We start from the raw sequence: 15,546 nt of genomic DNA on the forward strand, positions 1-15,546 counted from the left end.
AGACAAGGCTGTATTAGAATCAGCGTTATGAAAAACAAACTCAAACTTTTTGTCATCGGATGCTTCACTCTCTTTGTAATGGGCGGAATTTCCCCAATTGAGGCAGCAGAAAAAAAGGAAGAAAAAGCTAAAAAGTCTCAAGAAGTATGTCCAGTGAGCGACTGCAAAAACAAGACAGACTGCAAAGATAAAAAACACAAAAGAGAAGCAAGAAGAAAAGCGGACTTAGAGAAATACGACGTAAACAAGGATGGTAAATTGGACAAAGCCGAGAGAGAGGCACGCAAGGCTGATAGAAAAGCTGCAGCAGAAAAACGAAAGGCTGAAAGAGAAGCACGCAAGGCCGAAAGAAAAGCTGAAGCAGAAAAGCGAAAGGCTGAGAGAGAGGCCAAGAAGGAAGCTGAGAAGGCAGAAAAACTGTCTAAAAAGGCAGAAAAGAAGGCCGATGGAACTAAGAATTAATGCGAAAAGCAGATAAGTTATAGATTTTAAGAGAAAAAGCCCTTGGTTGAGCCCAGGGGCTTTTTGTTTTCACGCTATCAATATTTTTGCCTGAATTTTTCGGTGAGGAGGAGGTGATTTTATCATTTGAAATAGGAATATTTTCGCTAAAGGGAGCGCCCATGACCACACGCGTTCGTTTTGCTCCATCACCAACTGGGTATCTGCATATCGGAGGCGCACGCACTGCTTTGTTTAATTGGCTCTATGCTAAACACACCGGTGGAAAGTTTATTTTGAGAATTGAAGACACGGACGTCGCTCGCAACACTCCTGAGGCATTACAGGCCATATTTGGAGGATTAAAATGGCTCGGTCTGGATTGGGATGAAGGTCCGATGCCAGATGGCAGCACGCGCGGAAACTACGGTCCTTATTTCCAAAGTCAACGCATACACATCTACCGGTCTTATGTTGAAAGGCTTCTTTCTATCGGCAAAGCTTACACCACGACAGGTGGAGCAATTAAGTTTAGAATGAAGCGTGAACCTATAGTCATTCGTGACTTAGTCGTCGGCAATGTAACGCGCGCTTTGACGGATCGTGAGCAACTCGACCCGGACTTTGTGATTGTGCGGTCGGATGGGCAGCCAGTTTTTCATCTGGTGAATGTCGTGGATGATCTTGAAATGAAGATCACACACGTCATTCGGGGTGAAGATCATTTAACTAACACTGCTAAGCATATTGCCTTATTTGAGGCGCTCAATGCTGAGCCGCCGGCATACGCCCACATTCCACTGATTCTGAATGCAAACGGTTCCAAAATGAGCAAGCGAGACGAAGGCGCATCTCTCGATGAGTATATCGAGGAAGGCTATCTTCCACAGGCTATGCGAAATTTCTTATGCCTCTTGGGATGGTCATCCAAAGACAATCGTGAGATTTTATCTCTTGAAGAAATCATATCGAAATTTGATCTCCCTCAGATCCATCGCCACAACTCGCGGTTCGATCGAGAAAAATGCTTTTGGTTAAATGGTGAATACATGCGTCTTCTGCCGATTGATGAGCTTTCTCAGTGGGCTAAACCTATCCTCGATCGCGCACATATTCCTTATCAAGCGTATCCTGAGACATATTTCCAAAAGGCTTTAGCCACTGTGCGTGAAAAAATAAAGATCGGCAAGGAATTGCCCCAATGGATGGCTTTTTATTTTACCGACGAATTTCCTTGGGATGAAGGAGCAAAAGAGATTCTCGCCAGCAATGAATCCCAGGAGGCACTACGCCTGCTCTACGAGACTTTAACCGCTGCATCTAAATGGAGCCACGATCACTTACAGAATGAGATCAGAAATTTAACCAATAGCTCACAGAAAAAAATTGCGTTCTTCGTTCACCCGCTTCGAGTGTGTCTCACAGGCCGACGCGTCGGCCCTAGCCTATACGCTCTAATGGAAGTCCTCGGAAAAGAACAAACGCTAAAGCGCATTAAAAAGGCTCTCTGTAATCCCTCCTTTGAGCAACCATAAAAAACTTTAACTTCCCACGCCTTGGTCTATTGTATAGGATATGATAGTTGTCGAGGAGGAACCAGCCATTAGAGAGCATAGCCCCAGTGCCCCAGGCATTATCCCTAATGCCAAGCCAACTTCAAAACACACATTAGCGCTATCTACCAACTGGAGTGCTGCACGTCACTTCGATGGCGAAGCTATGTTGCTTGAAATTCGCGATTTAGGGTTTGAGTATGTCGAGCTAGGGCACACAATCCGTTATAGCTTATGGCCCGGAATTAAGAAAGCGATCGAAAATGGGGTCGTAAAGGTCACATCCCTTCACAACTTTTGTCCCTTACCAATAAGCGATGTGCCCGTTTCCTGTAACACTTTCGAATATACCCATCCCCGTCGTGTAGTTCGTGAAGCTGCCGTTTTTTACACCAAGAAGACTATTGAAGCAGCGGCTGAGGTCGGAGCTCGCGCTGTAGTTCTCCATGCAGGCTCAAGTTCACTCCGTGGATTTACCAGAAAACTCGAAAAACTCTTTCTTAATGGTAAGCTTTACTCCTCAGAATATTGTCGCATCAAATTGAATGCGGTGATCCAACGCCGCCGCGAATCACCCCAGCTTTGGGCGCGCGTGAAAGAATGCCTACTCACTTGTCTAGAACATGCAGAAAAATACAACATTCTTCTCGGAATTGAGACGCGCTCTCACTTTGAAGAGTTCCCTACCGAAGAGGAATTTACCATGATCTTTGAAGAAATCGATTCTCCCTACTTAGGCTACTGGCACGATTTCGGACATCTTGCCGGCAAGGAACACCTTGGTTTCGTCGATCAAAAACAGTTTCTCCGAAAGCATGCACACCGCCTTATTGGTGCCCACTTTCAAGATTGTCGCCCTCCCGGCATCGATCATTTACCCCTTGGAAAAGGCACAAACAACTTTCAAGAAATTCTCTCTTTCTTTCCTAAAGACTATATTTCCGTCTTAGAATTGACATCGCGCTCCACAGCGGATGATATTGTAGCCAGCCGCCGTCTATGGGCTACATTCGCAAACACCTGAGCTTTTTTCTCCGCGCTCTCATTTCTCTCACGATCCTCATAGTTATCGGCCTCCGAGTCAACTGGCCTGAACTCGGGCGAACATTTCAGACGATGGATTGGACATGGGTCGGCGCTGCTTTTCTTACCTTTGGAGTTGTCATCCTCTTTGCCGTTCTTCGTTGGGACGTCCTCTTACGCGTTCATGGAATCCACTTACCTTGGAGAAAAACAGCAGAAATCTGGATGATCGGCCACTTCTTTAATGCCTTTTTACTTGGGACCACGGGAGGCGACGTTGCTAAGATCTACTACTGTGCCCAGGCTTTGCCTGAACATCGTTCTGCTGCCGCACTTTCTATCATTTTCGACCGGCTCTTAGGTCTCTTTGTGTTACTCAGCATCGCTGTTGTGCTTGGCTTGTGGCACTACCCAATCTTGGATGGGGACCCTGTCACCCACAAGGCTCTACTAGCTATCTTTTTGAGCTTCATAGCAATGCTCTGTGGTTTAGCTGTTTTTTTAATTCCTCCGGCTTGGAGCTTTTTTTTTCAAATAGTGAATCGATTTGCTCCTAATCACCTACAAAAAACAGTAAACAACATCCATGAAGCTTTCATCCGCTACACCCAGTCCTGGGGCGCAAACTTTATGGCAATCATTATTTCAATTATCCTCCATCTCCTTACATTCATTATGAGCTTTTTTCTTCTTCGTGCTCTCCATCTGCACGATGTTCCATTTTGGCCTTTTGTCTCTTGTTTACCGATTATAGGCTTTCTCGTAGCAATACCCGTCAGTATTTCCGGCCTAGGCATGCGTGAAGGGCTTTTCGTCTCATTTTTGGGATTGCTTTCGATTGATAAAGAAATCGCTTTAGCCTTCTCTCTTGCAGGATTTGGAGTCACTTTACTTTGGAGTTTGATCGGTGGACTCATCTACCTCCAATACAAAAAACCCGAAGACTCCTTCTCAAAAATCGAGCACGCCACCGATACAGTCTAGAACATGGATTCCGCTCATTACGCGACGGCTAAAGATATCGTCGCCAAACTTACCCAGGCCGGATTCGTTGCCTACTTTGCAGGCGGCTGGGTCCGTGATTACCTGAGAGGGTCTCCACATGATGACATCGACATCGCCACATCTGCTACTCCCGAGGAAATCATCCAACTTTTTCCTAAAACAACAGGCCTTGAAGGCAAATGTTTCGGTGTTGTCCGCGTTTTACAAAATCACCACGCATATGAAGTTGCCACCTTTCGATCCGATGGCGACTACCACGATGGACGACATCCCAGCTCGGTTCGTTTTGCCTCACCTCAAGAAGATGCCCAGCGACGTGATTTCACAATAAACGGTCTCTTTTTTGACCCCGAAAAAAATCAAGTCATCGATTTCGTTAACGGAACGGCTGATCTCAAAAACAAACTCATTCGAGCCATCGGAGACCCCCTTGCCCGTTTCAGAGAAGACAAGCTTCGACTGCTACGCGCTGTTCGCTTTGCCACCACACTAGGTTTCCAAATTGAACCCTCCACCTGGCAAGCCATATGCCACCTAGCCCCAGAAATCACCAGAATCAGCCCCGAACGCATTCGTGACGAACTCAACAAAATCCTCACCTCGGAGTCTCCAGTTCGCGGCCTTGACCTACTAGACTCAAGCGGCCTCCTCAAAGCCATATTACCAGAAATAGAGGCTCTGAAGGGTGTTCAACAACCGCCTCAATTCCATCCCGAAGGTGATGTCTACGTTCACACTCGGTTAATGCTATCCCATCTCTCTCGCCCATCCCTCACCCTCGCCCTGAGCACCTTATTCCACGATGTCGGAAAAAAAGCAACATACAGTCTCGACCCCGTCGGCCGCATCCGCTTCAGCGGTCACGAACACGTCGGAGCGCGCATCACTGAGCGCGTCCTGAGACGCCTACGCTACAGCAACGAAATCATCGAGACCGTCACCGCCTGCGTCCAAAATCACATGACCTTCAAAGACGCTCCACAGATGCGTTTGAGTAAACTAAAACGCCTCCTGGCTCGCCCAACCTTTGATGAGGAGCTCGATCTGCATCGCATAGACTGCCTCTCTAGTCACGGCGACCTATCCATCTATGAATTTCTAGTTCAACGCCGCCAAGCTCTCTCACAAGAAGAAATCAGCCCCCCGCGACTTATTACCGGCCACGATTTGATTCGTCTCGGCCTCTCTCCCGGCCCTCAAATAGGTCGCCTCCTCGAAGAAATCCGAGAAGCTCAACTCGAAGGTCAGCTCTCAACCCCAGAGCAAGCCCTCGATTATGCTCGCAATCGCCTCCGTTCACTTTCAAACCCTACTTCACCGTAAACCCGAGCCGTTTGATTTTGACAACCTTTTCTTTCTAAGAGATATTAGCCCTAAAGGAGATGCAGACGCCCTTACCCCCACGTGTTCAGGTCTCTCTCGCCCCTTGGGTTAAGATGGCCATAGCGATCTTATTAATCTTAATTGGCGTCGCTTTTACCTCCACCCTCACAACAATACAAAGCCTACAAAACGAAGTAGCTATCCTCCAAAAACACCGCGATAGCCTCACCCGCCGCAACCAATTTCTCGAAGACTCCATCAACACTATCTCCGCTGACCATCGTGACTTATTAGAAAAGATAAAAAAACTCCAAGCCCAGGCCGATCTTGCTACTCAACTCCAAAACCAAATCCGCGACCTCGAAGCACAGCTCCAAGCTTACCGCTCTTCACCCCCACAGACCGCCCTACTCTCCCCTACCGATGAGCTTCTCCAACAAAACAAATAACTTCAACCACAATCACAAGCCTTCGCCCCACGCATCAACCCACTCTCTCCCATCTTGTAAACGGATAACGTGCAAGATAACTATTCGCATACCTCCTATCTCGCGTCACCTCTTGCCCTACCCAATCTGGAAGCACAATTCTCTCCCCCTCCTCTCTTAATTCTACCTCTGCCAATACCAATCCTCGATTTTCCCCTTCGAATTCATCTACTTCCCATATACGCACTTGGCCTACCTCCTCTTGCACTGGCACCGTGTAACGCCGTTTCTCAATCCTTCCATGACGTGCCAGTCGCTCAAGCAGCTCCTGCGCCTCATCTAGAGGCACCTCGTATTCATACTCAGGTCGAGACAACTTGCCCTCTAAAGGTCGGCCTTTTATAGTAATCCAGCCTCGTCTAGCCATTACCCGCACCCGCACCGTTAAATGCTCCTCTAGACATAAATAGCCTTGCGCCACCCACTGCACGCTGGTCGCCTCCTCACGCCACCTTTCGTTTACAACTAAAAACTTTCGCTCTATCTCTACCCCCATAATTCCTGTCTACTTCTCCATTCTCACACCGTCCTCCTTCCTCGGAAACAAAGGCTCGGCGGGAGATATTACACGACCTTTCAGAACCTCTGTTTGGCGGATCCGACCAAAAGAAAAATCCTCAGGCTCACCCAAGAACCCCATCACTTTTCGCGACGTTGTCGGCATCACAGGCTCTAAAAGCAAACCAATTCTTCTGATCGCTTCGCACAGCGTCACCAACACCCGATCGAGCTCCTCCAAGCGCTGCTCTTTTGCCAGACGCCAAGGTGCTCGCTCCTCGACATAACGATTAGCCCTTTGTATCCTGCTCCACACTGCCTCAAGAGCTGCATGAACTTGACCGTTTTCCATGCAGCGAAGGTAGATTTCACAACATTCATCATCTACCAACTCCATTTCTTCTGCCGACTGCGGCACGCAACCCCCTCGATATCGATGCACCATCGAAAGCGTCCGCTGCACCAGATTACCCCAATCGTTGGCCAAATCAAAACTATATCGGTCGGCAAAACGTTCATCGCTAAAATCTGCGTCCTGCCCTGTAACCATCTCGCGCATCACAAAATATCGAAAAGCATCCGCTCCCCAATGCTCAATATAAGGCACCGGGTCAACGACATTCCCAATAGACTTGCTCATCTTCGCTCCTCGGTTCATCCACCAACCATGCACCAACAACCGCCGAGGCCACTCCAAACCAAGCGCTATCAACATAGCCGGCCAATAAATCCCATGCGCCGGAATTAAAATGTCTTTCCCTATAAGCTGAATGTCAGCAGGCCAGCGGCTCGTGCCATCAGCATTAAAAGCAAACGAAATGTAATTTAACAACGCATCAAACCAGACATAAGTGACGTATTGCTCATCGAAAGGCAACGGAATCCCCCATTCAACACGACTCTTGGGACGCGAGATACAAAGTGGCTCAAGCGGCTCTTCAAGCAACGTCAACAATTCTTTTCGGCGAAACGTCGGCTCAATCCAGTTTTCCTCTCTTACAATACGCTCTCGGATCCGCTCTCGATACGGCTCCATTACAAAAAAATAGTTGGGCTCACGCATCTCCACGACTTCCCCGTAGATCTCAGGCCAGCTCCCATCCGCATTTCGGTCTTTTTCTGTAACAAACTGCTCCTGCCGCACACTGTAAAAGCCTACATGGTCTTTGAAGACGATTTTTCCTTCGTCATAGAGTCGCTGGAGACATCCTCGGACGTAGGATTGATGAGCCTCTAGAGTTGTGCGAGCAAACCGATCATATCGAATGTCCAGCCGCTTCCACAGGGCAATAAAATGTGCAGTCATTTCATCACAGAAAGCCTGGGGCGCCTTATTCGCAGCACGCGCTGACTGTTGGACTTTTTGTCCGTGCTCATCCACACCGGTCAGGAAAAGAACGTCTCGTCCCTGGTTGCGCTGGAAACGGGCAAGGACGTCAGCAAGAATTTTTTCGTAGGCATGCCCGAGATGAGGTTTTCCATTCACGTAGTCAATCGCCGTAGTGATGAAAAACCGCTTCATAGATGCGATAAACAGTTTTCCCCTTAGCCCTATACTCAACCAGATACAAGCCTCAATCGCTTATCGCGAGGTCAGAAAGTCAACGATTAGCCTTTGTGAGCAGTGAGACCTTTCATAACATAACCTGCAGGCCATTCACGCCCGTAGATCAAGAATTTGAAAGCGCGCCCGAGGTGTTCCGGATGGATTAAGGCCTGAAAGCCACGGAGTATTTTAGGCTCAATGGGATTTGTATGGGTAAACGAGCTAAAAAAGTCTGGCCAGAGACCTACAAGGAAATGGCGTTGATCACAGAAACCAATCTCTTGCAAACCACATCTCTGCGACTCATGTCGCAGAAGGCTCCAGTTCACATGAGCAGTGATATCTTGAAGGCCTGGATTTTGAAGAGGATTTGCGAGTTGACGGTGTTTTGAATAGCATCGCAAAGTGCCCAAGCTCCGAATCGGGTCGTAGTATTCTTCAGCGCTGAGGCCATAGTCTACTGTAATAATAGCCCCACGCTTCAGAACGCGCGCAGCTTCTCTTATCCAGTTCCGCGCCTCAAGATGGAGCTCCGTAGTGTATCCTTCGATCGGAGGTATCTTCCACAATTCAATCTCCTGTCTCACATCGTCATCAATGGGCCCCTCAACTTCGTAGAAGTCACCGCCTGATTCACTAGCACCGACATAGATTTCCCGCCATTTATTTTCAACAAACCGAATCAATCGAACAGGAAGGCTATCTATAACTTCATTAGTAAAAATAATCCCGGTAAGACTCAACGGATCAAGGTCCGATAGGCTTTTTATCCAACTCAAACGAGCTCCCTTCGTAATGAAAGGCTGCATGGTTTTCTTTTGAATACGCAGACACGGAGTAAGAGGCTCGATGAAAATATAATGCGCCATGGATTGAAGAGGCGAGGAGATACGCCGCCACTCAGTATACACATCGGCAGCAAATTGGCCATCATGAGCTCCAGCTTCACAAATAACAAAGTCCGCAGGACGATCGAGTTTCTCCCATATCTCTTGAAACTGGTTGGCCATAAGTTGCCCCCAGACACTGCCGACTGAGACGCTCGTGTAAAAATCCCCTTTGCGGCCTATTGTGAGATTGGCACGATTGTAGTAACCCCCATGTTCACTATAAAGACAATGGCTCATGTAACAATCAAACCGCATCGGACCATGCCGTGCGATTTGTTCCCGCAAAATATCCGCGAGTGTGCGTGTGCTTAGACCTTGCGACGAGGGCATATTTGCAAAGTTTGAGAGAGCTTAACGATTTGCCGTTCCTCAAGAATCCCTCGCCACACAACACTGGGATAAATTAAGCTTTCACGCCCAATGATGCTGCCGGGATTTAAGACTGCTTGGCAGCCAATTTCTGCTCTATCTCCGATGAGAGCACCAAGCTTTCTAAGCCCGGTCGGATATGCCTTTCCAAGATGATGCAGGACGATTTCATCCCCGGTAAGTTTAAGGTTTGACAAGATGACACCAGCGCCGAGATGAACACCATTACCTAGAATTGAGTCACCAACATAAGAAAAATGAGGCACCTGACAATCATTCATGAGAATGCAATTTTTAAACTCGCATGAATTCCCTAGAATGCAATTCTCGCCTATGATCACGTTTTCTCTGAGATAAGCCCCAGTTCGTATCCGAGTGCAGTGCCCAATAATAGCAGGCCCTAAAATTACTGCTCCTGGCTCTACTACCACCCCTTCTCCGAAAGTTACCTGTTCCCCTATGTATGCTTCTCCAAGTATTGTAGGAGGATGAGAACTAAAAGTAGATCTTTCCAGATAAGATTTGATTTTAGGAATCGCTTCCCACACATACCGGCAATCACTAAATATTTCGCGGTGCGCAAATTCCTGCAGATCAAATAGCGCACTCGCACTCAAATCCATATAAGTTTTCTAGTTTTTACACTCTATGTGTCAAACAAAGTATATCCCTACTTTGCCCAAATAGACCCCGCTGCTACGCCTGGAACTATTCAGGCATTAAAGGAAGTTCTAAATAAATTGTTGTGCCGACTTCAAGTTGGCTTTCCGCCCAAATACGACCGCCATGAAGTTCAATTATTTGCTTCACAATAGACAGCCCCAACCCCATACCCCCTCGATCTCGACTCCGCGATTTATCTACGCGATAAAAACGGTCAAATATATAGGGTAAATCTTGTGCTGGAATCCCCATCCCTTGATCACTCACTGTAATGCGTATTACATGATCACGATGTTCAGCCCGGACAGTTATCCGGGTGTGAGGTTCTGAATATTTCGAAGCATTTTCTAGCAAGTTATGCATGACTTGTTCCATACGGGCAGGATCTGCCTCGAGTAGAGGCAGTTCCCTAGGGCAGATCAACTCGATTTCCTGTTGAGACTCTTTTAATATCAGCCTCCAATCATTTACTATCCGCTCGAGTAACTCCGGAACCTTTATCACTAAAGGCTCCAGTCCCACCCGTCCTGTCTCTAGCCGTGCTAGGTCCACAAGCTCATCTACCAGCGACGTAAGCCGAGAAACATGCTTATTCATAATGCTCAAAATTCGGTGTAACTCGCTAATATCTACCCTCCTTTGTGCTAGCAAAATCTCAAGATAACCACGAAAGACAGACAAAGGCGTTCGCAACTCATGAGAGACATTAGTCACAAACTCTCGTCTCACATTTTCCACTCGTTTGAATTCAGTAATGTCATGAAATAATAGAATAGCCCCTCGTCGAGCATGTGCCTCCCTAGTTGAAGGATGAATAATCGGCGTCACACTCGCCTCCACCACTCGTTCTTGCGATTGATCTGTGGTCACCGAAATTTCGCATTGCTGACGTTTCCCACTATCAATCGCTTTTCGCAAAATAATCTCAAGATCAGCATTTCGAAATACCTCTAGCACACTACGACCAATCAAAACCTCTTTGATTCCAAAAAGTCTCCCAACGGCAAGATTAGCTTCCTGAATGACGTGGTTCTCATCCACAATCGCCACCCCCTCGGCCATGTTTTCAAGCAGAGCTTTCAGATCGTATGCCTCCTTTTGGACTTGATCCTCTAGCTGCTCCAGCCGCGCGGCAAGCCCCTCGATAAACCCTGCCCAACGCCTCGATGCCTTAGAGTTTCCGAAAAAATACTTCTTATGCCTGATTCCTCGAGAAAGCTCATCCAGCGCCTTCCCTACTCGAACCATAGATCGCACCCGCGCATAAAGCCATATTGTCACTGCAACGCAGATACAAAAAACAAAAATTAAAACCAACTCCCAAAGACTCATAAAAAACCCTTATACCAAATCTCAAAAACCCAATCCCCTGATCAACAGAAAAGCCCCAAGGCCTACCTCCAAGGCCTTGGGGCAAACAAACCTAAGGAAAACTGCCCTCATAAGAATATGACGATTAAGTTCCAAAAGTGTTCAAAAATTCATTCACCCGGGCCCTTTTTTATCAACGATACCTAAAATCCAAATGCCCTGAGTCCGCCAAGATTTGAATCTTCCCATTTGCACGCTCTATCCATTCCACCCTGCCACCTGCTTCTTGGACAAGCAAAATCCCCGCCGCTACATCCCACCACGACACCTCCTGCTCCATATAAGCATCTAACCGGCCCGCCGCTACATACGCCAAATCTAAAGCAGCTGCCCCCATCGCCCTAAGCTTCTTCACCCGTAACCCATAATACTCATACAACTTCAACGTATGCGATATAGTCTCTACCCTCCTCGCAAAACCAATAGATATCGCAGCCTCAGAAAGATCCCCTCGTTCACTTACCCTTATCCGTTCCCCATTTAAATAAGCTCCCTTTCCCAATCTAGCCGTAAAAAGCTCATCCCGAATTGGATCATAGATTACCCCACACACAACCCTACGACTGACTTGCGCCGCAACCGAAACACAAAAATGCGGTATCCGATACGAAAAATTCACCGTCCCATCCAACGGATCCACAATCCATTTCACCCCCACCCCATCGTCATCCTTCACACGGTTCCCCTCACTTTCCTCACCCACTATTTGAGCCCCTGGAAAATAATCCAAAATCACTTTCTCAATCGCAGCTTGAGCCTCCACATCGGTTTCTAACTTTATATCGTGCGCCGACTCAGCCCTTACCCTTAAAGGCAAACGAAAATCTCGTCGAATAACCACAGACGCCGCCTTCACAGCCTCAATCGCACAATCCAACACTTCCTCATCCGCCATAAAAATCTGCTCGCCCATTTGCTACAACCAACTTCAATGCAATACAAATCCAATCCTCAACTAAAACCGCTCCGGCAACATCCCCCAATACACAATCGAAGCCACCACAAACATCACACACAACCCCACTTTCACCGCGATCCGCCAACCCGTCCTCCCACGCGTCGCCGCCTCTGCTATCACCATCGCCATCGGCACCAACACAGGCAATATATACCGAAACTCATTCGCACATCCGTAATGCACCTTCATCCTAAAATAAATCATCGAAGCAAAATACAACACAATTAACGTATACACAGGCACCTTCTCCCACCAATCCGCCTCCACATAGCGCACCAACCCATAAACCACCATCCCCAAAAGCAGCACAAAATTAAAATTCAACCACCACGCCCAATCATCATGCCTCCGCCCACCTACACCATATTCCCCAAAAAGACTAGTCTTAAAAAGATAGTTCCAAAAATGCTTCTTCCCCTCCTCATTGTAAGGATTGGTGTAAATGATACTCATAAACGAAAACGGATCGAAAACTAAAAAACTCCGTAGATTCGTCTCCACCCACATCCCAGGGTTCAACGCCCCAGCGTTCGGCACCAAAGCCTGGGCCATACTAAAATTCGGATCCTTGAAGTTTATCGCTTTCAAATTCCGCGCCAAATACAAACCCACAAATAACGCCGTCACCCCCAATAGCACCCCCAGACACCGCAGATACCGCCCCCACTGCATCCTCCGCAGCCCCTTCCAGACACACTCCGCTCCCCTCACCCCATCTCGTATCCTCAACAAAGCTGCCTCCCGATACACCATTCCCACACATACAATACACAACATCATCCCAAGCCACCCCACCAACACAAGCCCATTACTCTTCGCATAAAACGCAGCCGCTGCACAGAGCGCACTCCACACCCACTCCCCCCGCCACACCCCCCCCAACGGCCACCCCTCCTCCCTCATCCTTCGCCACCAACGAAACCCCAAAAAAATACCCCAAGCCGACAAAGCATACAACAACGCATCATTCCCAAGCCTAATCGAATGCATAATTCCCCCCGGCCAAAAACAAAACACCGCCGCCGCCAAAGCCTGCAAACCCGGCCTCTGCACCAACTGAAATATCGCCAACACCCCCCCCGCCAGATACAACCCAAAAAGCACCACCGCCAACACCTGCAACGCCTGATACGGATTCGGAGCCCCACACACCTCCGAGCACCACCACACCGCCGCCCCCAACAAATAATAAAACGGCGCATGATAAAACACAAACCCCTCATCCACCTTCGGCAGCCGTCCCCTCTCCACAATCGCCATCACATACGCACTATGCACCCCAGGCCCATACCCCTCATCATACGTCCTCTCATGCGGCTTCGTATATCGCAAGTAAGCCAACACCAACATCAACGCCCCCATCACCAATCCCGCCCCCCAAAGCGGCGCTCCAAACCGCCTAAACAACGCCACCATAAACATCGCCGCACTCCCCACAGCCCCCACCCACAAAATCAAAAAAACCGGATCCCAAAAATTAATCCTCAGCCACACACCCGGCGCATCCTTAATCTCATTCTCCAAGAAAAACTCAAACGGCACCACACCACCCTTCACCCCACGCCCATCCAACACATACCGCTTAAAGAAAAACTGATCATAAAACGGATCCACAATCTGATAATGCGTAAACTGCACCTCCCGCCCCGCCACCACCCCCTTAAAATTCGGCCGCGTATGCCTCAACTCAATCCCCATCGTCTTCTGCGCCCACCACCCCTTCACCCGCATCTCCCCCACCAACCGTGAGCGGCCATTCCAAAACGGCTCCCGCTTCTCCAGCGGCACCACCCATGGCCGCTTCATCTCAAACTCCTCCCCCGTCCGCTCCGACACAAGCTTAAGCTTCTCCATCCGAGGTGCCGTCACCATCATCGCCCATAAAAAAAACACCAACACACCCGCCCAGCACCACATATTCACCACCGCTGCCCTCAACCAAAACTTCACCAAAGTCCAAACCATGCACGGCTTATAAACACACCCCCTCCCCTTTCAAGTTCTCACACATAAAATAAAAACCCCGCATTGCACTTCCCCCATCCTTCCTCTACAACTCCACCTTCAACCACACACCCCTCCACCCCGCTATGCCACAATCCGAAATCATGGACAAACTCGTCGCCCTCTGCAAACGGCGCGGCTTCATCTTCCAATCCTCAGAAATCTACGGCGGCCTCAACGGCGCCTGGGACTACGGCCCCCTCGGCGCTCAACTCAAAAAAAACATCAAAGACCACTGGTGGCGCACCATGACACAACTCCGCGACGACATCGTCGGCATGGACGGCGCCATCCTCATGAACCGCGCCGTCTGGCGCGCCTCCGGCCACGAAGACACCTTCAACGACCCACTCGTCGATTGCAAAACCTGCAAAGGCCGCTTCCGCGCCGACCAACTCACCTCCACCCCCTGCCCGCAAAAACCCTCCAAAACCGTCGGCCAAACCGACGCCTGCTCCCTCACCGAACCCCGCAGCTTCAACCTCATGTTCAAAACCTACGTCGGCCCCGTCGAAGACGACTCCAACCTCACCTACCTCCGCCCCGAAACCGCACAAGCCATCTTCGTCCAATTCAAAAACGTCCTCGACACCTCACGCCTCAAACTCCCCTTCGGCATCGCCCAAATCGGCAAAGCCTTCCGCAACGAAATCAACCCGCGCAACTTCACCTTCCGCTCCAGAGAATTCGAACAAATGGAACTCGAATTCTTCGTAAAACCAGGCACCGGCCTCCAATGGACAGACCACTGGCTCGAAGAACGCCTCAAATGGTATGAAACCATCGGCATCCCCCGCCACAAAATCCACATCCTCGACGTCCCAGAAGATCAGCGCGCCTTCTACTCCCGCAAAACCTACGACCTCCAATACGAATTCCCCTTCGGCATCCAAGAGCTCGAAGGCATCGCCTACCGCACCGACTACGACCTCTCTCGCCACCAAGAAGCATCCGGCAAACCCCTCGAATACTTCGACGAAGAGACCAAACAAAAATACATCCCCCACGTCGTCGAGCCCAGCGCCGGCGTCGATCGCACCCTCCTCGCCGTCCTCTGCGAAGCCTTCACTGAAGAAACCATCACCGATGAAAAAGGCCAAACAGAAATCCGCACCGTCCTACGCCTAGCACCCTGCATCGCTCCAATCAAAGTCGGCGTCTTCCCCCTACTCAAAAATAAACCCGAACTCGTCGCTAAAGCCCGAGAAATCGAAGCCATGCTACGCCCACACATGATGACAGCCTACGACGACAGCGGCGCCATCGGACGACGCTACCGACGCCAAGACGAAATCGGCACACCCTATTGCGTCACGATAGATTTCGAGACGCTCGAAGGCGTTCGCGAAGGCCCACTAGCTGGCCGGCGTGACACGGTCACCCTCCGCGATCGCGACTCCATGCAGCAAGAACG

At 49.2% G+C, this 15,546-nt stretch carries 15 protein-coding genes; 7 read left to right on the forward strand and 8 right to left on the reverse strand.

From position 1 onward, the window contains the following. Window positions 1–27: 27 nt before the first annotated feature. Complete coding sequence (locus tag NZM04_10735) at window positions 28–462, forward strand: hypothetical protein (protein ID MCS7064491.1); 435 nt, start codon at window positions 28–30, stop codon at window positions 460–462. Here NZM04_10735 and NZM04_10740 read toward each other — a convergent pair. Then, complete coding sequence (locus NZM04_10740) at window positions 452–625, reverse strand: hypothetical protein (protein ID MCS7064492.1); 174 nt, start codon at window positions 623–625, stop codon at window positions 452–454. The genes NZM04_10735 and NZM04_10740 overlap by 11 nt on opposite strands. On the opposite strand from NZM04_10740, the gene NZM04_10745 reads away from it, so the two are divergent. Genes NZM04_10745 through NZM04_10765 form a run of 5 tightly spaced genes read left to right on the forward strand, consistent with a single transcriptional unit; the run spans window position 624 to window position 5,794 of the window. Beyond that, window positions 624–1,976, forward strand: a complete 1,353-nt coding sequence (locus tag NZM04_10745; protein ID MCS7064493.1) for a glutamate--tRNA ligase — start codon at window positions 624–626, stop codon at window positions 1,974–1,976. The two genes, NZM04_10740 and NZM04_10745, sit on opposite strands and share 2 nt — an antisense overlap. Before the next feature lie 40 nt (window positions 1,977–2,016). Continuing rightward, a complete protein-coding gene (locus NZM04_10750; GenBank protein MCS7064494.1) occupies window positions 2,017–3,018 on the forward strand; it encodes a sugar phosphate isomerase/epimerase in 1,002 nt (333 codons plus the stop codon). Continuing rightward, complete coding sequence (locus tag NZM04_10755; protein MCS7064495.1) at window positions 2,994–4,001, forward strand: flippase-like domain-containing protein; 1,008 nt, start codon at window positions 2,994–2,996, stop codon at window positions 3,999–4,001. Before NZM04_10750 ends, NZM04_10755 begins: the two co-directional genes overlap by 25 nt. Window positions 4,002–4,004: 3 nt before the next feature. Next, on the forward strand, window positions 4,005–5,345 hold the full coding sequence (locus NZM04_10760) for a CCA tRNA nucleotidyltransferase (GenBank protein ID MCS7064496.1): 1,341 nt from the start codon (window positions 4,005–4,007) through the stop codon (window positions 5,343–5,345). Window positions 5,346–5,404: 59 nt separating this feature from the next. Further along, window positions 5,405–5,794 (forward strand): hypothetical protein, encoded by a 390-nt coding sequence (locus tag NZM04_10765; protein MCS7064497.1) that lies wholly within the window; start codon window positions 5,405–5,407, stop codon window positions 5,792–5,794. Between the two features lie 34 nt (window positions 5,795–5,828). Here NZM04_10765 and NZM04_10770 read toward each other — a convergent pair whose 3' ends face one another. From NZM04_10770 to NZM04_10800, 7 genes are all read right to left on the reverse strand, one after another. Then, a complete protein-coding gene (locus NZM04_10770; protein MCS7064498.1) occupies window positions 5,829–6,329 on the reverse strand; it encodes a CYTH domain-containing protein in 501 nt (166 codons plus the stop codon). A gap of 9 nt (window positions 6,330–6,338) precedes the next feature. After that, a complete protein-coding gene (gene metG / locus NZM04_10775; GenBank protein MCS7064499.1) occupies window positions 6,339–7,853 on the reverse strand; it encodes a methionine--tRNA ligase in 1,515 nt (504 codons plus the stop codon). An 86-nt stretch (window positions 7,854–7,939) separates the two neighbouring features. Continuing rightward, a complete protein-coding gene (locus tag NZM04_10780) occupies window positions 7,940–9,097 on the reverse strand; it encodes an SAM-dependent methyltransferase (protein MCS7064500.1) in 1,158 nt (385 codons plus the stop codon). Next, on the reverse strand, window positions 9,076–9,759 hold the full coding sequence (locus NZM04_10785; protein MCS7064501.1) for a UDP-N-acetylglucosamine diphosphorylase: 684 nt from the start codon (window positions 9,757–9,759) through the stop codon (window positions 9,076–9,078). The genes NZM04_10780 and NZM04_10785 overlap by 22 nt, the downstream gene beginning before the upstream one ends. Window positions 9,760–9,844: 85 nt before the next feature. Beyond that, entirely contained in the window at window positions 9,845–11,131 is a 1,287-nt protein-coding gene (locus NZM04_10790; protein MCS7064502.1) for a cell wall metabolism sensor histidine kinase WalK, read from the reverse strand. Window positions 11,132–11,303: 172 nt separating this feature from the next. Next, complete coding sequence (locus NZM04_10795) at window positions 11,304–12,083, reverse strand: inositol monophosphatase (GenBank protein MCS7064503.1); 780 nt, start codon at window positions 12,081–12,083, stop codon at window positions 11,304–11,306. Window positions 12,084–12,125: 42 nt separating this feature from the next. Then, window positions 12,126–14,093, reverse strand: a complete 1,968-nt coding sequence (locus tag NZM04_10800; GenBank protein ID MCS7064504.1) for a hypothetical protein — start codon at window positions 14,091–14,093, stop codon at window positions 12,126–12,128. A 125-nt stretch (window positions 14,094–14,218) separates the two neighbouring features. Here NZM04_10800 and NZM04_10805 point away from each other — a divergent pair. After that, window positions 14,219–15,546 (forward strand): glycine--tRNA ligase (locus NZM04_10805; protein MCS7064505.1); only part of this gene is annotated, 1,328 nt, incomplete at its 3' end.

Source organism: Candidatus Methylacidiphilales bacterium (assembly GCA_025056655.1).
Lineage (GTDB): Bacteria > Verrucomicrobiota > Verrucomicrobiia > Methylacidiphilales > JANWVL01 > JANWVL01.